This window comes from Streptomyces jumonjinensis, from assembly GCF_009600885.1.
Taxonomy (GTDB): Bacteria; Actinomycetota; Actinomycetes; order Streptomycetales; family Streptomycetaceae; genus Streptomyces; species Streptomyces jumonjinensis.
Window position 1 is genome coordinate 25,760 of the sequence record NZ_VCLA01000157.1, and the last position, 18,616, is coordinate 44,375.

The following is an 18,616-nucleotide window of genomic DNA, read 5'->3' on the forward strand; positions in this document are numbered from 1 at the left end:
CCCGTGATCATCGGTGCGGGCGTCGTCGTCGCGGCCCTGCTGCTCGGCCTCGCCTCCTACACCGCCACCAGGCCCGACGACGACGGCCCCGCGAAGCCGTCGGCCATCTCCGGGGACTCCGGCGACTCAGGGGGTCCCGGCACCTCCGCCGCACCACAGGACGACCCCTACCAGGAGCTCCAGGCCCTGGCCCGGCGCGAGTCCGGGGACCCCCTCTCCGTGGGCCGCGCGGACGCGCCCGTCGTGATGGTCGAGTACGCCGACTTCCAGTGCGGCTACTGCGGAAAGTTCGCCCGGGACACCGAGCCCGAGCTGATCGACAAGTACGTCGAGAGCGGGGTGCTGCGCATCGAATGGCGTAACTTCCCGATCTTCGGCGAGGAGTCCGAGGTCGCCGCCCGCGGCGCGTGGGCGGCCGGGCAGCAGGGCCGGTTCTGGCAGTTCCACGCTGCCGCGTACGCCGACGGCGCCAAGGAGAAGGGCTTCGGCGAGGACCGGCTCAAGGAGCTGGCGGAGCAGGCGGGCGTGAAGGACCTGGACGCCTTCGCGGAGGACCTGGAGAGCGAGGCCGCCCGGAAGTCGGTCAAGCGGGACCAGGAGGAGGCGTACGCCCTCGGCGCGACCTCCACACCGTCCTTCCTGGTCAACGGCCGTCCGATCTCCGGCGCACAGCCCATGGACACCTTCGTCCAGGCGATCGAGGCGGCCCACCAGGCCGCGCCGGAGAAGGGCGCCGAGCCCTCGGGCGCCGCCGGGAAGGCCGGGCGATGACGGACATCGGCTATCTGGCCGCGTTCCTCGGGGGCCTGCTCGCCCTGATCAGCCCGTGCAGCGCGCTGCTGCTGCCCGCGTTCTTCGCGTACTCGCTCGACTCGGCGGGCAGACTGCTGCTGCGCACCGGGATCTTCTACGCCGGTCTGGCGACCACCCTGGTCCCGCTCGGCGTCGCCGGTTCGTACGCGAGCCGCTTCTTCTACGGCAATCGCGATCTGCTGGTCACGGCCGGCGGCTGGCTGATCATCGCGCTCGGCGCGGCCCAGATCCTGGGCCTCGGCTTCGCCTCCCGCCGCCTCGCGCGGCTCTCCGGCCGGATCCGTCCGACGACCGCCGCCCCCGTCTACGCGCTCGGCCTGGTCTACGGCCTCGCGGGCTTCTGCGCGGGCCCGATCCTCGGCAGTGTGCTGACGGTGTCGGCGCTCAGCGGCAGCCCGGTCTACGGGGGGCTGCTGCTCGCGGTCTACGCCCTCGGCATGGCGGTACCGCTCTTTCTGCTCGCCCTGCTCTGGGACCGCTACGACCTGGGCGGGCGCGGCTGGCTGCGCGGCCGGGAGCTGGCCCTGGGCCGCTTGCGGCTCCACACCACCTCGCTCTTCTCGGGCCTGTTCTTCATCGTCCTGGGCACGGTCTTCCTGGTCTTCGACGGGACGACGGCGCTGCCCGGCCTGCTCTCGGTGGACGACTCGTTCGCGGCCGAGCGGTGGGCGGGCGAGGTGGGCCAGGCGGTTCCGGACTGGGCGCTGCTGATCGGCGTGGTCGCGGTCGCGGCGATGGTGCTGGGGGTACGCGGCTGGAAGCGCCGGGAGGAGAGCGCGGGCGCCACGGCGGTCGGGGGCGCGGAGGAGGCCCGGAGGGAGAGCTGACGGCGAAGGCCCCGGCCACGGGGCCTTCCGGCCGTGCCCACGGGGGCCCCTGGTCATACCTCCGGCGCCATGAGCCCCGCGATCTCCTCCGGGGTCCAGGATCCGGCCGCCCCCGGAGCCCGGGACAGATAGCGGGCGACGGCCGGAGCGCTCCAGCAGCCGGCCGCGAGCAGTCCGGAGGCCAGATGGCGCAGATACACCGCCGACGGTCTGGTCCAGGCCACATCCGTGCAGCGCCCCGGCGAGGTGAACGTCAGAACGGGAAGGCCGCCGAGGAAGCCGGGGCACACCACCGTCTCGTACCGTCCGGGGCCCAGGGAGTCCCTGCCCCGGGCGAGCGCCGTCCGCAGGTCCAGGTCGTCCCCCGGGTCCCGGTACATCTCCTGGGCCGCGATGTCCGAGAACTGCTCAGCCGTGATGAGATGCGCGCGCGCCCATACGCGGCCCTCCGCGCCGGGGTCGTAGAACGCTCTGCCCCCGGTCCAGACCGGCGATTCGCCCGCGAAGTACAGAGTGCCCGGAAGCTCGATCGGGACGGAGCGCTCGGGGTCGCCGGGATTTCTGCACCCGGGGTGTGTCCTGGCCGCGCCGGGGGGCCTGCCGCCGGCGAGGTAGCAGCGCAGCCTGTCCGCGTCCATGTTGGAGCCGTAGGACGCGTACCAGACCCGGCTGGGCGGGTCGGGAGGCCCGGGGGGTGCGGGGGTGAGCCGGTGGACGGTGCTCAACTGTCACTCCGCGGCGGCGTCGTTCCGATGGGCGTACTGAAGTGAGCGACCTGGGGGTTGATATGAGAACAGCCCCACCGAAGATCTTCGGTGGGGCTGTTCGCCCCAAAGGGCGGCTGTGGCTGGGGCCGGGGTCGAACCGGCGACCTTCCGCTTTTCAGGCGGACGCTCGTACCAACTGAGCTACCCAGCCACGCGACTCCGGAGAATCGCAGCGGTCCTGACGGGATTTGAACCCGCGGCCTCCACCTTGACAGGGTGGCGAGCACTCCAAACTGCTCCACAGGACCAAATATGCGAGACGAGTCTCGCACAGGTAGTGCGTGCCCCCAACGGGATTCGAACCCGTGCTACCGCCTTGAAAGGGCGGCGTCCTGGGCCACTAGACGATGAGGGCTAAGGGCCCACCTGGGCGCTTCTCAGCGCCTCGGGGACGTGAGAAGCATATGGGATGGCGGGAGGTAACGCCAAAACGGTTTACGGAACAGGTGGGCGGGGGCTTCCCGGGCCCGGCTGTTCCGGCGGCGCGGCGGGCTCGGGAAGCCCTGGCCTCAGGGGCTCCGCGGGCTCCCGGGAGGGCCTTCGGGGGGTCTTCGCCGCCGCCGGGCTGTCGTCGGGCCGTCGTCGGGGTCGAGCTGGTCCACGTCCACGTCCACGTCGAGCCGGACCGGACCGGACCGGCCCGTTGTGCGAGTCGAGTTCGAGCGCGCCAAGCGGCGACACAAGGTGGGAGTGGTGAGCCCGGAGCGGTAGCGGAGCCGGAGCCGGGCGGCGGCGCGGACCGGTGCGGAGACTGCGCGGGGGCGTGCCATGGGGCGCGTATGCCCATCCGGGTGAACCGCAGTGCGACTACGGGCCGGGCTGCCCGGGGCGACCGGCTGTGCGGGGTACGTGACAATGGCCTGGTGCTGGAGATGACGCGCGAGGAGTTCGAGGAACTGGTCGCTGAGGCGCTGGACAGGATCCCGCCCGAGCTGACGCGGCTGATGGACAACGTCGCGGTGTTCGTGGAGGACGAACCGGCCGCCGACGACCCCGAGCTGCTCGGGCTGTACGAGGGGACTCCGCTGACCGATCGCGGCGAGTGGTACGCGGGGGTGCTGCCGGACCGGATCACGATCTACCGCGGCCCGACGCTGAGGATGTGCGCGAGCCGCGAGGAGGTCGTCGAGGAGACCGAGATCACCGTGGTGCACGAGATCGCGCACCATTTCGGCATCGACGACGAGCGGTTGCACGCGCTGGGGTACGGGTGACCTCTGGGCCGCCGGAGCCGGGCGGGTCCTCCCTGACCGCGGAGGAGACCGGCCGTTCGGCGGCGACTTCCCCGGTCTCGGGCGAGGCGACCGGCTCGGATGTGGTTCCGGCCGCGGGTACGGATGTTCCGGCCGCGGGTACGGCCGCGGGTACGGCCGCGGGTACGGCCGTGGATACGTACGCGGGTACGGCCGTGGACACACACCTGGATCCCGCCACGCCCGCTCACCCGGCGGAGCCGTCGGGGGCCCGGCTCTGGCCGGTCCTGGCCGCGGTCTCGGCGGGCGGTGCGGCCGGAGCCCTGGCGCGGGACGCGATCTCGCGGGCCTGGCCCGCCGACCCCTTCCCCTGGGCCGTCCTCGGGATCAACGCGTCCGGCTCCGCGCTGATCGGCGTGCTGATGGTGCTGGTGAGCGAGGGCGACCGCCGCGCCCATCCGCTGGTGCGCCCGTTTCTGGGAGTCGGGGTCCTCGGCGGCTTCACCACGTTCTCGGCGTACGCGCTGGACTTCCGCGAGCTGCTGACGCGCGGGGAGAGCTGGCTCGCGCCCGCGTACGCGGGCGGGACGGTCTGCGCCTGTCTGGCCGCGGTGTGGGCGGCGGCCTCGCTGACCCGGGCGGCCCTCGCCGGGGGCCGGCGGTGAACTGGCTGCTGGTGGCCGTGGGCGCGGCCGTGGGTGCGCCGCTGCGCTATCTGACGGACCGGGCGGTCCGGTCCCGCCTCGACTCGCCCTTCCCCTGGGGCACCCTGGCGGTCAACGCGGCGGGCTGTCTGCTGCTGGGGGCGCTCGCGGGGGCGGCGGTGTCCTCCCGGGCGTACGCCCTGCTCGGTACCGGCCTGTCCGGGGCGCTCACCACGTACTCGACCCTCTCGTACGAGACGCTCCGGCTCGCCGAGTGCGGTCGGCGAGCGCTGGCGGTGGTCAATGTGGTCGCGTCCGTGCTGGTGGGGACGGGTGCGCTGATGGCGGGGGCGGAGCTGGCGGAGCGGCTGGCGGGGTAGCGGCGGGGGTCGCCGGCCGGACGCCGCGCCGAGTGGCGGCCGAGTGCCGCGCCGAGCGGCGGTCGGAGGTCGTGTACTTGTCAGGCGTGGGGCGTGTCCCTTGTGGGGCACTGGGAGTTGGGCAGTGAAACCCGTGTTCTGTCCCCGCTCTGTCCCCCGGAGGTGCCCTCGTGCGCCATTTGTCCGCCCCTGGTCGTCTGGCTGTCGCGTTCGCCGCCTCGCTGGCGCTCGCGTCCTCGGCCGGCTGTATGAGCGTGAGCGACGACAAGAGCGGAAAGCCCGCCCCCAGCAAGTCGGTGGACCGGACCGACACGGTGGCCGAGCCGGACGGCGGGCACGCGGTGGGACCCGGCGGCCGGCAGGCGGGCGGACGGGCGGAGGTCTCCGGCGAGACGTCCGAGAGTGCGAGCGGTACGCCGAAGGCGTCGCCGAGCCCGAGCGGGAAGGGCTCGCCGGCTCCCACGCCGGGGCCGTCCTCCGCGAACCGGCCGAAGCCGCCGGGGGCGGCGCCCTCGCCGACCAGAGGCGGCCAGCCCTCCGCCCCCGTGACGCCGTCCGCTCCGCCGCAGCAGCAGACCCCGACCGCGGCGCCGCCGGAGAGTCCCACTCCCCAGCCGACCGAGCCGACCGAGCAGCCCACGGCCTCCTCCGCACCGGAGGTGCAGGCCGGGGCGGCGATGCGGATGACCGAGGCGGACGGCCCGGGGATGCGGGGTGAGCCCCTGGCATCGCCCCGGATGGGACCGGTCTGACCAGGCCCGGACCCGGGATGTGCGGGCGGTCACTCGATCGGGGTTTGCCTTGAGTGGGGGAGAGTGCGTATGGTGGTAGATCGTTTGATCCCATTGCCCGGCGCCGAAACAGAAGCGCGCCGTGTGGCGCGTACTCTCCCTAGCCGTGGCTGACCGCATCGAGGCGGTCGAATTGCGAAAATCACGGAGTTTGGGCGCGTGCCGAGACTCCGGAAGGTTTCGCATTTCGCATGTCCAATTTCAGTACTGATCACGCTGTCATGCCCGAGAACGACGAGATCCTGACCCTTGAGGTCGTCGAGACGGCCGAGACGGCCGAGACCGTAGAGGCGATCGAGGTCATCGAGGCCGCTGAGGTCGCCGAGGCCGCTGAGACGGTCCAGGCCGATGAGGCCGACGAGCTCTCCGTCTCCGCCGAGGACGCCGAGTCGGACTCCGAGGTTGAGGCCGAGGCCGACGCCGAGCCGACCATCACCTTCGCGGACCTGGGTCTGCCCGAGGGCGTTGTGCGCAAGCTCGCCCAGAACGGTGTGACCAGCCCCTTCCCGATCCAGGCCGCGACCATCCCGGACGCCCTGGCCGGCAAGGACATCCTCGGCCGCGGCCGTACCGGCTCCGGAAAGACGCTCTCCTTCGGTCTGCCGCTGCTGGCGACGCTGGCCGGTGGCCACACCGAGAAGAAGAAGCCGCGCGGTGTGATCCTCACGCCGACCCGTGAGCTCGCGATGCAGGTCGCGGACGCGCTTCAGCCGTACGGCGACGTCCTCGGCCTGAAGATGAAGGTCGTCTGCGGCGGTACGTCCATGGGCAACCAGATCTACGCCCTGGAGCGCGGCGTCGACATCCTCGTCGCCACCCCGGGCCGGCTGCGGGACATCATCAACCGCGGCGCCTGCTCGCTCGACCAGGTCCAGATCTCGATCCTGGACGAGGCCGACCAGATGTCGGACCTGGGCTTCCTGCCCGAGGTCACCGAGCTGCTCGACCAGGTGCCGTCCGGCGGTCAGCGCATGCTCTTCTCCGCGACCATGGAGAACGAGATCAGCACGCTGGTCAAGCGCTACCTGTCCAACCCGGTCAGCCATGAGGTCGACAGCGCCCAGGGCAATGTCACCACCATGACCCACCACGTCCTCGTGGTGAAGCCGAAGGACAAGGCCCCGGTCACGGCGGCCATCGCCGCCCGCAAGGGCCGCACCATCATCTTCGTCCGCACCCAGCTGGGCGCCGACCGCATCGCCGAGCAGCTCCGCGAGTCGGGCGTGAAGGCGGACGCGCTGCACGGCGGCATGACGCAGGGCGCGCGGACGCGGACGCTGGCCGACTTCAAGGACGGTTACGTCAACGCGCTCGTCGCGACCGACGTCGCCGCGCGCGGCATCCACGTCGACGGCATCGACCTGGTCCTGAACGTGGACCCGGCCGGTGACCACAAGGACTATCTGCACCGTTCCGGGCGTACCGCCCGTGCGGGCAAGTCCGGCACGGTCGTCTCGCTGTCGCTGCCGCACCAGCGCCGCCAGATCTTCCGGCTGATGGAGGACGCGGGCGTGGACGCCTCGCGTCACATCGTGGGCGGCGCCGGCGCGTTCGACCCCGAGGTCGCCGAGATCACCGGCGCGCGTTCGCTGACCGAGGTCCAGGCCGACTCCGCGAACAACGCCGCCAAGCAGGCCGAGCGCGAGGCCGCCGACCTGGTCCGGCAGCTTGAGCGGGTGCAGCGCCGGGCGACCGAGCTGCGCGAGGAGGCCGACCGTCTGGTGGCCCGCGCTGCGCGCGAGCGCGGCGAGGACCCGGAGACGGCGGTCGCCGAGATGGCCGAGGCCGCTGAGGCGGAGCTGGAGGCCGCCGTGGCGGCGGCCACGGTGCCGGAGCAGTCGGCCGAGCGCCGTGACGACCGTGGGAACTTCGAGCGCCGGGGCCGTTCGTTCGACCGCCGTGACGACCGTCGCGATGACCGTCGTGACGACCGCGGTGTTTCCGCCGGGACGAGCGTCGTGACGACCGTCCGTCGGGCGGCTTCCGCCGTGACGACCGCAGGGACGACCGTCGTTCGTTCGACCGTCGTGACGACCGCCCGTCGGGCGGCTTCCGCCGTGACGACCGCCCGTCCGGTGGTTTCCGCCGCGATGAGCGTCGTGACGACCGCCCGTCCGGTGGTTTCCGTCGGGACGAGCGTCGTGACGACCGTCCGTCGGGCGGCTTCCGCCGTGACGACCGTCCGTCCGGTGGTTTCCGCCGCGATGAGCGTCGTGACGACCGCCCGTCCACCGGCTTCCGCCGCGACGACCGCCCGAGCGGCGGCCACCGCGGCAGCGACCGTCCGTTCAACCGCGACCGCCGCGACGACCGCCCCTCCGGCGGCTTCCGCGCCGGCTCCGGCTCCGCGGACCGTCCGTACGCCCGCCGCGACGACCACCGGAGCACCGGCCCCAACTCCTCCGGTTCCTCCTTCGGCCGCCGCGACGAGAAGCCGCGCTGGAAGCGCAACGGCTGATTGACCTTCACGGGGCCCGTATTCCACCTGGAGTACGGGCCCCGTGCCTTTTCCTCCCCCCGCCTCCGCACGGCCCTCCAGGCCGTCTCCCACCGCCCTGCGACCGCCGTTCACCGGGGGCCGCACCCGCTGAACCGCGGTCGGAATGGTGACATCGGAGGACTCCGGCCCTCCGTGATCGGATACCCGATCGGCTCACGCGCCGGGGCCAGCTATGCTCGGGGATGACTCGCCGAGGGCCGTTAGCTCAATTGGCAGAGCAGCGGACTTTTAATCCGTTGGTTGTGGGTTCGAGTCCCACACGGCCTACCCGGTCCGAGCAGCGTCATTGCTGCTCTGACCTGCGTGTTCTGTGGTCCGACCGGTTGCATCCGGTCGGACCACAGCCTTTTTGGCGGCTGTTCGGGTGCCCTGCGTGCCCGAGGCGCCGAACGAGTCTCGGACTGTTGGGGTACGAGGCCGGCCATGTCGTCCGGCACCCGTTCTTCGAACCGTGTCCTCCGCAGGGACGCACGATCGGATGCGCCGTCGCCAAGCGCGGGCGGTACCCCGTGCGACTACCGCTCGGGAGGACGGCACACCGGTTCTCCTGCCGTACGCCACCTCGACAGCGCGCCGCGAGCCGCGATGGCCACCGACCGTCCCGGCTCGCGGCCACGGAGGACGTACGCCCTAGACCGGCAGCGCCCAGCCCGGTCCGTCCGGTGCGCCGAGCCAGACCCGCTGGGCGTCGGGCGTGATGGTTACGCCGAATTCGGACAGGTGGGGCGAGCCGTGACCCTGCCAGACGGCGATGGCGTCCTCGACGGCGCTCCAGAGTTCCAGCGGGCCTCGCTGGGTCACGGTCCATCCGCCGTTCCCGTCCGGCTGGGTCCGGGCCTGTGATCCGGTGGCGACGTCGAGCAGGATCTGCTCGGCTCCCATGCCGAGCCGTTCGGCAGAGGGGGTGGCGAGCTGGGCGACGAACCGGCCGGACCAGTCGTCCAGCAGGGCGGGGTCGATGCGGCTGGGCCGGTTCTCGCCCGGCAGCAGCTCGAACGGCCCGTGCGGGGGCCGGTCGTGCGGCCGGGCCATCATGAACGAGGTGTACCCGGACAGGAATCGGCCCGTCGCCCCGCCGACCCCATCGGCGGTGAGAAGTACCAGGCCGTGCCCGAATCCCCATCCCGCGAGGGTGACGAGCAGGGTTCCGCCCTCCCGGATCTGCCGCAGCAGTCCGTAGGGGATGTGCCGCATCGAGCAGAAGGCGATCACGACGTCGTACGGGGCCCGGTCCGCGTGTCCCCGCAGCCCGTCGGCGGTGATGAGGGCCGGGGTGTATCCGGCCTCGTCGAGGGCCTTCCGAGCGCGCGCCGCGGCGGCTGGGTCGGTCTCGATCGCCGTCGTGTTCTCCTCCCCGGCGATCTCGCTGACGTACGCGGTGGACAGCCCCGTACCGGCCCCGATGATCAGCACCCGCTTCCCACGGGCGACGCCGGCCTGTTCGAGCATCCACAGGACGACCCCCGGGAGCGTCGAGGACGACGTCGGGGTGCCGCCGGTCACCGGGCCGGTGGCGTCCTCGGCGAGGACGCCGTCGAGCTGCGTCACCCATGTGGTGTTCTCGTAGGTCAGCCGCAGCCATTCCCCGGCCGGAACGTCGGCACGGCGGGTGGGGGTCCAGACCGTGACCCCCGGAGGCGCGCTGGGTTTGTAGATCGCGGGGCCGAGGAACGTCTCGCGGGCGACGGTCTCGGCTGCACGGCGCAGCTCGGGGTCGTGCAGCAGGTCGTCCGCGACAAGCTGCTCGACGAGTCGTCGGCGCAGCGTTCCGGCGGTGTCGGTGGTGGTCATGCGGTGGTGCCCTTCTGGAGGGTGTCCGCGAGCGCGGTCGTGATGGCCTTGGTCGTCGGCTGGTCGACGAACGCCCACTGGCCGTTCGGGTTGCATTCGAGGAACCACCATCGGCCGTCGCCGTCGAGGGCGAAATCGAATGCGCCGAAGACGAGCCCGAACGCGTCGAGGTAGGACCGGGCCGCTTCACGGATGTCCGGTGGGACGAAAGGTACGGGCGAGCAGGTGGTCAGCCGCTGGTCCTGGCGCCAGTCGAGGTGGTCGCCGTCGGTGTCGATCCGGGTCGCGAACACCTGGTCGCCCACTGCGGCAAGGCGGATGTCGGCGACCTTGCGTACGCACGACTGGAAGGCTGCGCAGTGATCACCGACGCGCGATATTCTCCAGCATGCCCGAGCCCAAGGCCGTCCCCCTCTTACGGGCCATCGCCCTGCGGCCGGGTTCCGCGGCCCATTCGCTGACGATTTCACTCCGCTACGCCGCGCCCGCGCTGCTGGGCTACATTGCCGTACGGCTCACCGGTCTTGCGATCCTCATGATCAGCGCCTCCGTCACCGGCAAGGACGGAATGCGCCGGCTGACAGGCCGCTGGGACTCGGTCTGGTACCAGCGGATCGCCGAACACGGATACGGCTACGAGGTCCGGCTTCCGGACGGCACCCTCCACTCCGACCTGGCCTTCTTCCCGCTCCTGCCCGCGTTGGAGCGGGGCCTGTCCGTCTTATTCCCGCCCCTCGGCGTAGCCGGCGCGGGCCTGTTGATCTCATGGCTCGCCTCGCTCGCCGCCGCCTGTGGCATCTTCGCCGTGGGTGCGCGGATATACGGGCGCCGGGCGGGCACACTGCTGGCCGTGCTCTGGGGGGCGTACCCGACGGCGTTCGTGCAGTCCATGGCGTACACCGAGACGTTGTTTACGGCGCTGGCGGCTTGGGCGCTGTACGCCGTTCTGACGGACAGGTGGATCACGGCGGGTGTGCTGTGTGTCGGCGCTGGGCTTACCCGGCCGGTCGCGGCTGCGCTGATCGCAGCGATCGGCGTCACGGCGATGTGGCGTCTGGTCACCGAACGGGGCGGAGGTGAACCGCTCCGGAGGCACTGGCGGATGGCGGTGGGGGTCTGTCTGGCCCCGCTGGGCTGGCTGTCGTACATCGTCTTCGTGGCCGTGTGGGAGGGGAACCCGTTCGCCTACTTCGATATCCAGGCGGATTGGAACAACCGGATCGACGGGGGTGCGGCGCTTGCCGTATTCGTGGCGGAACAATTCGGCCGCAGCGTCCTCGCAGGGCTCGGACTGTGCGCAGCCTTCGCCTTACTCCTCTGGGTGGTGTGGCTGTGCGTACGGCAACGGCCGCGCCAACCGTTGCCCGTGATCGTCTACTGCGTCATGGTGGTCGTGATCTCGTTGATCGGGTCCGGCTACTTCGGCTCCCGGCCCAGGCTGATGATGCCCGCATTTCCGTTGCTGCTGCCGGCTGCGGTGGCGCTGGCGAGTGCCCGGCGAAGGGCGCTTCCGGCGGTGATCGTGGGCGTGGCGGCGCTCGCGTCGGGGGTGTACGGAGCCTTCAATCTGCTCGGTTCCGGGCCTCCGTAACACTCTTCTGACAGGGGCTGCCGACACGTATAGTCAGCTGCGAAGGGTGCCCCGGTCGGTATGCACAGCCAGGCTTCGGGCACCCTTTGCCTTGCCCGGATCGGTCCCCAGTCCTCCGTGTGGCTCCAGCGGCAGAGCGGAGCGGAAGAGGATCTGACGGTAGCAATCCCAACCACCGAGTTGATCTTCATGGCGGTCTACGGGAGACACTTGGCGCCTGCGCTCAAACCGGACGAGTTCCCATTGCTCGTATGCGTGCGTGGCGTCATTGCCTGTACCGCCTGCCGTGCCAGACAGCAGCTTCGGGCCGTCCAGACCTGAATGTTCACCAGCGTAAGCAGATGTGACAAGTCGCCAGCACAGGGTCCGCCGAAGATGCCGCCGCGTGATCAATGGTGACCTTCCTCAACAGTGGCTGACACAGTGAGGTGGATCGGGCCTGGTTGCCGTATTCGGGGCGGGAGTCGAGCGTTTGGTCTGGCATGGGGGCATCGCCGTGGATCGTGTCGGATGAGCTGTGGGGCCGAGAGTCGGCTGCCGCCGCAGCGAGTGCGGCGCTTGCGGTAACCCGGGCCGAAAGCCGTTGCCGGACCGGGAGATGCTGCGCGGGATCCTGTACGTGCTGCACACCGGAATCCAGGGGGAGTGCCGGCCCAGGGAACCGGGCTTCGGCTCGGGCATGATCTGCTGACGCAGGCTGCGCGACTGGAACGAGGCCGGCGTCCTGTAGCGGCTCCGCGAAGTCCTGCTCGCCGTGCTGAACGCAGCCTCACGCGTGGACCGGTCCCGCTGCGTGGTCGACTCCTCCCACGTCAGGGCCCTAGAAGGGGAGCGGGCTCCTCTCATCCGTTGGTTGTGGGTTTCGAGTCCCACACGGTCTACGAGTCAGGGGAAGGGTTCGCGCCCTCATCCCGCTGTGGAGGGCCCCGCCCGGTTTCGGCCGGGCGGGGCTCTTCGGCGTCGGGGGAGCGGCGGGGGTCGTCGGCCGGATGTCCCGCCGGGTGGGGCGTCAGCTGTCTACGGGGCGGGCCCTGTGTTCGGCGGCGAGGGCGGTGATGCGGGTGGCCATGGCGGTGTCCCGGGCGGTGATGGCGCCCCCGGCGTCGTGGGTGGCGAGGGCGAAGGCGATGGTTCCGTAGAGGATCCGGATCTCGGCGTGGTGGTTGGCCTCGTCCTCGGCGGCGGCGACGGCCGCGTAGAGGGTGGGGACGGCGGCGCGGTCGGCCTTGAAGGCGGCGGTGAGCTTGCCGTTCTGGACCGTCCAGCCGGGGAGGCCGGTGAGGGCTTGGGCGAGTTCGGCGTCGGTCAGCGGGGTGGCGGCCATGTGTGCGTACTCCTTCGATTCGGGCGAGCCGGTCGCCCATGGGGTCGTTCGACCTGCTCATACCTTGGCGCAGGGGCGCCGGTTCCTCACGGTGGTCGCCAGGGTTGCGGGGCGCCCGGCAGGACGGGCGAGAAGTGGGTCACATCGCCGCCGTATGGCCGCCCATTGGCTTGCACACAGTCGATGATGGGTCGGATTCGTACAACTACGGGGGAAACATGCGTACATCCACAGCGGCGGCGATCACGGCTGCCCTTCTGCTCGCGCTCACGGCATGCGGCGGCGGTGGCGGTGGCGGCGAGGGCTCCAAGCCCGACGCCGCGGCCTGCAAGGACGCCATGACCGAAGCGATCAACAAGAGCGTCGACGCGGGGTCCGCCGTCAAGGGCGCGGACGATCTGAGGGATGGCAGGAAGCCCAAGCCGTGCGAGGGGCTCGACGACAAGACCCTGGAGAAGATCACCGGGGAGGTCACCACCGCCTTCGTGAAGGACCTTGAGAAGAATCTGGAGTCCGACGCGGAGGACATCGGCAAGGACATCGAAAAGGAGCTCTCCGAACTCGGCTGAACCATGTTGCCGTGGCCGGTTACGAAGGGCCGTGGCCGTAGGGCGGGGCGGACCGTGTGGGCCCTGTTCCGCCCGGCGGCGCAACAGGGCCCGTCATCCGCTGATTACGGTGCGGTCTCCCAGGTCACGGTGGTGCCGGTGCACCCCGCCGCGACGAGGAAGAGGCGGTCCTGCTCGTTCTCGTCGACGGTGAGGTCCCAGCGGAGTTTGGTCGCGGTCCACTCCGATACGTAACGGCAGAGCGCGCTTTCGGCCGGGGGAAGCCATTCGGCGGGGTCCTGGTCCGACTTGGAGCGGTTGGAGCGGGCGGTGACGGCGACGAGCGAGGACGCCTGGCCCTGGTCGTTGGCGTACGCCTCCCGGCGGGCCGCCGTCCAGCCGTCCGCGCCGGAGTCCCACGCCTCGGCGAGGGGGACCATGTGGTCGATGTCGAGCGTGCCGGCCGAGGTGACGGTCTGCTCGTCGTAGTACGACCACCAGGAGCCGCCCGTCAGGGCGCAGCGGGCGCCGATCGCGGGGGCCTCGACCGCCTCGGCGATCAGCACCTCCGCCCGGGTGTTGCAGCCGTCCGCCGGATCCAGACCGGTGTTCCAGTGCCGGAACTTGTCCCGGTCGTACCCCGTCCGGTCCTCCACCCCGACCGGAAGCAGTGCCACCGCGGCGGCGAACGGGGTGCTCTCGGCCAGCGCGGCAGTAGTCGGGGCGGAGGAGGAGGCACCGGGTGCGGCGCCGGCGGGTGCGGCAAGAGTGAGAGGAAGGACGGCGGCCGTGCACACGGCGGCGGCCAGTACGGCGCGCTTCAGACGGGTGATCATGCCGGTGACGAAAGCAGTCCGCCGCATTTTGGGGGCTGGAACGACGATCGGATCACCTCAACGAGCTCCAGACTCGAACAGGCGTACTATTTAGCCATGGCTGAAAGCGACTTTCCCGCAGACCTCCGCGACGCGCAGACCCGGCTCCACCGGACGCGGGCCGAGTACGAGGAGCTGTGCCGGGAGTTGCCCTGGTCGGTCGAGCCGATGCCCGGGTGGGAGGGCGACAAGCAGCTGCACAGCGACCGGATCGGCGCGATGCCGGACAGTCCCGGCTACACCGGCCAGCAGAAGACAGAAGTGGCGCGGCTGCGCGGGCTGCTGCTGGAGCTGACCGAACAGGTGACGGTGCACCCGTTCTGGCAGGAGCTGCGAGGGCCGGACCTGGTGGAGGCCAGGATGGCCCTGAAGCGCACTACTACCACCGAGCGCGCGGCGCCTGCGGGCTGAGTGCCGTGTCCGGCCCGTACGACGCCGAGCGGCTGGAAATGCTGTACTTCCTGCGCCGCGTCCAAATCAAGGACTTGGAGCGCACGGAGCGCTGGATCCGGGAAGCCGAGCAGCAGCGCCAGTCCCGTCGCTCCTCCTGGCCGGCTCGCAGCCGGCCTCGGCCGGGCCGTCGCGCCCTTCGCCACCCTCACCCGACTGGCTCGTGGAGAAGAGCATCGCCGGGCCGATCCGTCTGCACACCGGCGAGTGCTGGATGCCCGCGCCCGGCGGCCGCGCCCTGACCCGCGACGAGGCCCGCCGCGCTCTCGCCGAAGGGCTGCCCGCGTGCTCCGACTGCAAGCCTGATGCCGCCTTGGGCTTCCTCGACTGACGACGTCACGCAGACATCACCTGGGCAGTTGGTTGGCGCGCCGCGCAGAGTGGAGGTGCGCCGGAACCCTGCTACGAGGTGCCGGGCCGCGTTCGCAGTCGACGAGAACCCGTGCGACATCCTTCTCCAGCTCGGCGATCCACCCGTCGTTGAGCCGAGCGCCGGCGAACCTGTCCGCCACGAAGTCGGCGGCGACCGGCTCGTGGGTGACCACCGAGGTGACGAACACCCCCGGCTCCTGCTGCCCCCAGTCCAGGCGCACCCGGGCGAAGCACCCGTCCTGCAGCAGCAGGATCACCGTGCGTACCCGGCCAATGCCGTCGACCGCGCGGTGCTTCACATCGCGCATCAGCCAGCACCACTGACCGTCCGCCTCCCGGTACGTCCTGCCCCGGGCCCGGTCACGGTGCCCACCGGGGAAGGCTGCACGACATGGAGGTACTGCGCGGTCTCCCGGCGCGCGTACGGGGCGAGCCTCTTGGCCGCGTCGGCGGCCAGTTCCAGCAGCCGCTCCTGGGTGCGCTCCTGCCGTCGCTGCTTCTCCCGCTGCTCGGCATCCTGTGCGTCCCGCTCCACGCGAGCCTTCTCGATCTCCTCATCCAGCGCCATGGGCCGACGGTAGCCACCACCGCCGACACCCGGGCCCGATCCGGCCAACGCTCCACTCAGGGGCGATTCAGGCGTTCGGCGGTGCCTTCCGGCCCGTGCACCCGGCCCGTTCAGCCGCGCGCCTCGTGCAGCCACTCGTTGAACGCCGAGCGGTAGACCGGTCCGGCCGGGTCCGGGCCGGGCGTGCCTTCGTAGGCCTCTGCGCTCCCGCGCCCCTGGGCCCAGGGGCGCGGGAGCGTGGTCCGGCGGGTTGTTCAGTGGGTCGCGGCTCCGTCGATTTGGTGGTAGATCCGCAGTGCGGGCCAGGTGGCGTCTCGCCGCAGGCCCGGGCGAGCGTGTGGGCGTGCGGGGAGGTCGCTGGGTCCGTCGGGCCCGTCGGCGGCTGCGGCCAGCAGGACGCGGATCTTGCAGGCGAACCCGGGTCCGGGCAGGGGAAGTTCGCTTTCTGGTTCGCGGAGATAGCCGACGGCGACGGCGGTGGGCATGTAGGTCATCAGTGCGGTGACCACGGCGGACCGGGGGCGGCTGACGTTTCGTGCCAGGCTGCGCAGGAGGCGCAGGATCGTGGTGGTGGCGACCTCCTCCTCGCGGTGGAGAACGCCCGGCTCGTCGCCGCCCCAGTAGATGGCGGTACGCACCTGGTGAGCCTGCGGGTCCGTCTCGCTGGCCTGCACCTCGTCGGTCTGGGCGTGCCACCAGCGGGCGGTGTGGGTCTCGCCGAGGGCGAGGTGGTGGAGGTAGAGGCAGTAGGCGGCGGCGGGCTGACCGGCGCCGGCGGCGTACTGCCACCAGAACCTGGCTCCGTCGTCGGTGTCGGTCAGCTGGAGGACGCATGCCAGGATCAGTGCGCTGCGGGGCTCGGGGACCTGCTCGGTGACGAAGGCGGCGACGGCGACGGCAGGTGTGTTGCGGACCAGGGTCTCGCACAGTGCCCGCAGGTCCTCGGCCGCGGCCACCGCCGCGGCGTTCGGTGCCGGGCCCGGGATGACAGCGGGGCGGGGGGGAGGGTCGGCCTCGCCGGGTGGGACGGCGTCGCGGGGCACGGCGCGGTCACGGACGAGCAGCGCCCTGGAAAGGATGTGGTCGAGTGTGGTCATGGGGTTGCTCCTCCGGTCTGGGGCGGCAGCACGTGGGTCTCGATGGTGTCGTCCAGGAAGCGTTCGGCGTGGCGCTCGTCGGAGCGTACGGCGGCCAGGGGGATGCCGAGGAGGTCGGAGACCTCCTCGGCGGTGAAGCCGCACAGGCGCCGCAGGACCATGACGTCGAGCTGGGCGTCGGGCAGCCGGCTGATCGCCGCGAACAGTTCCAGGCTCTCGGTCAGCTGCGCGGCCTGGCCCTCGGTGGAGGTCCGGGTGCGCAGGGCGACGGTGTCGAAGGCCGCATCCGTGAGCACGGGCCGGTCGTCGCGGAAGCCGGCCCTGGACCTGACGGTGGTGCGCAGGATGTTCCAGGCGTAGCGGCGGGTGTCGGGGCTGGCCAGGGCCTCGTCCCAGGTGAGCCAGAGCATGGCGAAGGTGTCCTCCACTGCGGCGTCGCGGGCCTCGCCGTACAGGAAGTTCCCGGCGTAGAGGCGGTAGTCCTCCGTGACCATGATGCGCAGGGCGCCGTGGTCGAGGGGCGGTCCGGAGCGGGCGGTGGTGAGGGCGATGGCACCTTCGGTGGAGCGGTCTACCCAGTCCCGGCTCTTGCCGACGTCGAGGGCCGCCTCCTTCCACAGCCGGTGCAGGGGCCAGACGGGGATGTCCAGCTCGCGGGCCAGGCGGTGGACGACCTCCCAGCGCGGGTAGTGGCCCACACCGCGCAGCAGTTCGGAGAGCTTGGACTTGGCGAGCGGGACGCTGAGGCCGAGTTCGCTGAGGGTACGGCCGGAGGCGAGGTAGCGCTCGCGGGTCGGTACCAGCCAGGCCCGGTGGGCGCTGCCGGCCGTGTCCACGATGCGGCCGAGTTTGCGGCCGGGGCGGGCCGGGGCCGGCTCAGAGGCCGGCCCCGGCTCGTTCGACGACATCACGGGGCGCTGTCCTCCTCGTCGGGCACCACCGTCACACGGTGCCCAGAGGCAGTGCGCGAGCGGACGCCGCGCAGGACCTGGACCACCGTCAGGCCCAGGACCGGGGCCAGCACGGCGATGAGGGCCGCGTGGCCCATCGCCGCCATCACCGTGCTCCAGCCGAAGACCACCAACGTCACCAGCGCCAGCGCCGTTGCTGCCGCTATCTGCTTGCTGCTCATCACCAGTCCTTGGTGTCGTGCCGCAGTCATCCGGAAGACCACGTCAAAGGGGGGACCCCTGCAACGAGCGGGTGCCGAGCCGCTGTTGGTGGGGGTCCTCAGCATGGACCGGCAGCAGTACATAACGCTACGTGATCTTTGATTCACGGAACATTAGGAGTCGCGGACGGTCAGCCGTACGGCCGGAGATGACCGTTCCGGTGCACGTCGAGCACGCCGGACGCCGTCCGGCGGGTGAAGTTCCCGGTTTTCCTTGCAATCCCACCGGGAACCCCCTCATATGGAGACAGGACACCTCGGTGTCGCCCTTCCATCCGGAAGAGGCCCGGCCCCCGTGCCGAAAAAGGGGGCCGTGCCGGCCCGTTCCCGCCCGGCCCGGGCTAGAGGCCGGGCGGGAACGGAACACCCCCTTTACGGGGAGACGACCCTAAAGCAGGGCACTGACAACACCCTCACCTCCACCCGATCAGCCGCCCACGCGGGCTTCCCCCACGAGTGCCTCAGGTTCACCGCGCCCTATCGGCAGGAGGTCGCCGGGTCAGGAACAACCGCGCGAGAGCCGACTGCCCGCCCTTGACCAGCGACGCTGATCAGCTCCTGAGCCCGAGGCGCGGCACCAGGCCGTCCGGCCCGGGCACACCGCACACCCAGGCCAGTACGCAACCCCGGGATGCGGCTGCCCGTTCCCGTCATCAACCGGGGTTCCGGCCGGGGCGCTGCACGCCCGACCCGCCGGCACGACGTCGCCATCCACGGTCTTGTCTGCCACGGCCGTGAGCCGGCCCGCTCCACCGATCCGGCCTTCTACGACGCGGTCGCTCAGGACATGGGCACCAGCGGTGTCCCGCTGCTCGGGGACGGCTTCGTCGCGGCGTACACCGCCACTGCACAGAACATCCTCGCCGTGCTGCCCGGCAACCGCCCGACGGTATCCGCCCCGCCTGGGTAACCAC

Annotated in this window: 21 protein-coding genes, 4 tRNA genes and 2 pseudogenes; 14 read left to right on the plus strand and 13 right to left on the minus strand. The window is 71.3% G+C overall.

All coding sequences use genetic code 11. The features are described 5' to 3' along the window. Window positions 1–771 (plus strand): DsbA family protein (locus tag FF041_RS21595; RefSeq protein WP_153524439.1); only part of this gene is annotated, 771 nt, incomplete at its 5' end. After that, on the plus strand, window positions 768–1,640 hold the full coding sequence (locus FF041_RS21600) for a cytochrome c biogenesis CcdA family protein (RefSeq protein WP_153524323.1): 873 nt from the start codon (window positions 768–770) through the stop codon (window positions 1,638–1,640). The genes FF041_RS21595 and FF041_RS21600, both read left to right, overlap by 4 nt. Before the next feature lie 53 nt (window positions 1,641–1,693). Here FF041_RS21600 and FF041_RS21605 read toward each other — a convergent pair whose 3' ends face one another. The 4 genes from FF041_RS21605 to FF041_RS21620 all read right to left on the minus strand — a co-directional run bounded on the left by FF041_RS21605 (window position 1,694) and on the right by FF041_RS21620 (window position 2,762). Next, window positions 1,694–2,365: a histone deacetylase gene (locus FF041_RS21605; protein ID WP_194292112.1), complete on the minus strand. Its 672-nt coding sequence runs from the start codon at window positions 2,363–2,365 to the stop codon at window positions 1,694–1,696. 119 nt (window positions 2,366–2,484) lie between these two features. After that, window positions 2,485–2,558 (minus strand) — tRNA-Phe (locus tag FF041_RS21610). A gap of 22 nt (window positions 2,559–2,580) precedes the next feature. Then, window positions 2,581–2,655 (minus strand) — tRNA-Asp (locus tag FF041_RS21615). Between the two features lie 34 nt (window positions 2,656–2,689). Next, window positions 2,690–2,762: transfer RNA gene (locus tag FF041_RS21620), tRNA-Glu, on the minus strand. Between the two features lie 508 nt (window positions 2,763–3,270). Here FF041_RS21620 and FF041_RS21625 point away from each other — a divergent pair. From FF041_RS21625 to FF041_RS21650, 6 genes and pseudogenes are all read left to right on the plus strand, one after another. Next, window positions 3,271–3,621 (plus strand): metallopeptidase family protein, encoded by a 351-nt coding sequence (locus FF041_RS21625; protein WP_323372147.1) that lies wholly within the window; start codon window positions 3,271–3,273, stop codon window positions 3,619–3,621. Between the two features lie 194 nt (window positions 3,622–3,815). After that, entirely contained in the window at window positions 3,816–4,265 is a 450-nt protein-coding gene (locus FF041_RS21630; protein WP_323392355.1) for a fluoride efflux transporter FluC, read from the plus strand. Beyond that, the gene (locus tag FF041_RS21635; protein WP_323392356.1) at window positions 4,262–4,624 is read left to right on the plus strand and encodes a fluoride efflux transporter FluC; all 363 of its coding nucleotides are present in this window, start codon (window positions 4,262–4,264) and stop codon (window positions 4,622–4,624) included. The genes FF041_RS21630 and FF041_RS21635 overlap by 4 nt, the downstream gene beginning before the upstream one ends. A gap of 170 nt (window positions 4,625–4,794) precedes the next feature. Further along, window positions 4,795–5,376 (plus strand): hypothetical protein, encoded by a 582-nt coding sequence (locus FF041_RS21640; protein ID WP_323392358.1) that lies wholly within the window; start codon window positions 4,795–4,797, stop codon window positions 5,374–5,376. 230 nt (window positions 5,377–5,606) lie between these two features. Further along, window positions 5,607–7,873, plus strand: a pseudogene (locus FF041_RS21645) (DEAD/DEAH box helicase). Window positions 7,874–8,109: 236 nt separating this feature from the next. Continuing rightward, window positions 8,110–8,182 (plus strand) — tRNA-Lys (locus tag FF041_RS21650). Window positions 8,183–8,545: 363 nt separating this feature from the next. Here FF041_RS21650 and tgmC read toward each other — a convergent pair. After that, entirely contained in the window at window positions 8,546–9,706 is a 1,161-nt protein-coding gene (gene tgmC, locus FF041_RS21655; RefSeq protein WP_194292113.1) for an ATP-grasp peptide maturase system methyltransferase, read from the minus strand. Beyond that, the gene (locus FF041_RS21660; protein ID WP_194292114.1) at window positions 9,703–10,011 is read right to left on the minus strand and encodes a hypothetical protein; all 309 of its coding nucleotides are present in this window, start codon (window positions 10,009–10,011) and stop codon (window positions 9,703–9,705) included. Before FF041_RS21660 ends, tgmC begins: the two co-directional genes overlap by 4 nt. Window positions 10,012–10,094: 83 nt before the next feature. Between FF041_RS21660 and FF041_RS21665 the strand changes: the two genes are divergently transcribed. Both FF041_RS21665 and FF041_RS21670 read left to right on the plus strand, forming a co-directional pair. Then, entirely contained in the window at window positions 10,095–11,297 is a 1,203-nt protein-coding gene (locus FF041_RS21665; RefSeq protein WP_153524326.1) for a hypothetical protein, read from the plus strand. Between the two features lie 443 nt (window positions 11,298–11,740). Beyond that, window positions 11,741–12,152: pseudogene (locus FF041_RS21670) on the plus strand (transposase); the annotation flags it as partial. A gap of 154 nt (window positions 12,153–12,306) precedes the next feature. On the opposite strand, the gene FF041_RS21675 reads toward FF041_RS21670, so the two are convergent. Next, window positions 12,307–12,621: a 4a-hydroxytetrahydrobiopterin dehydratase gene (locus FF041_RS21675; RefSeq protein WP_153524327.1), complete on the minus strand. Its 315-nt coding sequence runs from the start codon at window positions 12,619–12,621 to the stop codon at window positions 12,307–12,309. A 218-nt stretch (window positions 12,622–12,839) separates the two neighbouring features. On the opposite strand from FF041_RS21675, the gene FF041_RS38025 reads away from it, so the two are divergent. Further along, window positions 12,840–13,190 (plus strand): hypothetical protein, encoded by a 351-nt coding sequence (locus FF041_RS38025; protein ID WP_194292115.1) that lies wholly within the window; start codon window positions 12,840–12,842, stop codon window positions 13,188–13,190. 104 nt (window positions 13,191–13,294) lie between these two features. On the opposite strand, the gene FF041_RS21685 is transcribed toward FF041_RS38025, so the two are convergent. Then, window positions 13,295–14,005: an HNH endonuclease family protein gene (locus FF041_RS21685; protein WP_153524328.1), complete on the minus strand. Its 711-nt coding sequence runs from the start codon at window positions 14,003–14,005 to the stop codon at window positions 13,295–13,297. Between the two features lie 96 nt (window positions 14,006–14,101). Between FF041_RS21685 and FF041_RS21690 the strand changes: the two genes are divergently transcribed. Together FF041_RS21690 and FF041_RS40100 are read left to right on the plus strand one after the other, a co-directional pair. Further along, window positions 14,102–14,455, plus strand: a complete 354-nt coding sequence (locus FF041_RS21690) for a hypothetical protein (protein ID WP_153524329.1) — start codon at window positions 14,102–14,104, stop codon at window positions 14,453–14,455. A 202-nt stretch (window positions 14,456–14,657) separates the two neighbouring features. After that, on the plus strand, window positions 14,658–14,825 hold the full coding sequence (locus tag FF041_RS40100; RefSeq protein WP_153524330.1) for a DUF6233 domain-containing protein: 168 nt from the start codon (window positions 14,658–14,660) through the stop codon (window positions 14,823–14,825). 16 nt (window positions 14,826–14,841) lie between these two features. Here FF041_RS40100 and FF041_RS21700 read toward each other — a convergent pair whose 3' ends face one another. The 5 genes from FF041_RS21700 to FF041_RS21720 form a co-directional block, all read right to left on the minus strand. After that, window positions 14,842–15,174, minus strand: a complete 333-nt coding sequence (locus tag FF041_RS21700; RefSeq protein ID WP_153524331.1) for a hypothetical protein — start codon at window positions 15,172–15,174, stop codon at window positions 14,842–14,844. Continuing rightward, the gene (locus FF041_RS21705) at window positions 15,174–15,434 is read right to left on the minus strand and encodes a hypothetical protein (protein ID WP_153524332.1); all 261 of its coding nucleotides are present in this window, start codon (window positions 15,432–15,434) and stop codon (window positions 15,174–15,176) included. The genes FF041_RS21700 and FF041_RS21705 overlap by 1 nt, the downstream gene beginning before the upstream one ends. Window positions 15,435–15,688: 254 nt before the next feature. Continuing rightward, window positions 15,689–16,531, minus strand: a complete 843-nt coding sequence (locus FF041_RS21710; protein WP_153524333.1) for a hypothetical protein — start codon at window positions 16,529–16,531, stop codon at window positions 15,689–15,691. Further along, window positions 16,528–17,439 carry a sigma-70 family RNA polymerase sigma factor gene (locus FF041_RS21715; protein ID WP_153524443.1) on the minus strand — a complete coding sequence of 304 codons (912 nt, stop codon included), beginning with the start codon at window positions 17,437–17,439 and terminating at the stop codon, window positions 16,528–16,530. Before FF041_RS21715 ends, FF041_RS21710 begins: the two co-directional genes overlap by 4 nt. After that, entirely contained in the window at window positions 17,439–17,663 is a 225-nt protein-coding gene (locus FF041_RS21720) for a hypothetical protein (protein ID WP_153524334.1), read from the minus strand. The genes FF041_RS21715 and FF041_RS21720 overlap by 1 nt, the downstream gene beginning before the upstream one ends. 670 nt (window positions 17,664–18,333) lie before the next feature. On the opposite strand from FF041_RS21720, the gene FF041_RS21725 reads away from it, so the two are divergent. Continuing rightward, on the plus strand, window positions 18,334–18,612 hold the full coding sequence (locus tag FF041_RS21725; RefSeq protein WP_153524335.1) for a hypothetical protein: 279 nt from the start codon (window positions 18,334–18,336) through the stop codon (window positions 18,610–18,612). The last annotated feature ends 4 nt before the right edge of the window (window positions 18,613–18,616 follow it).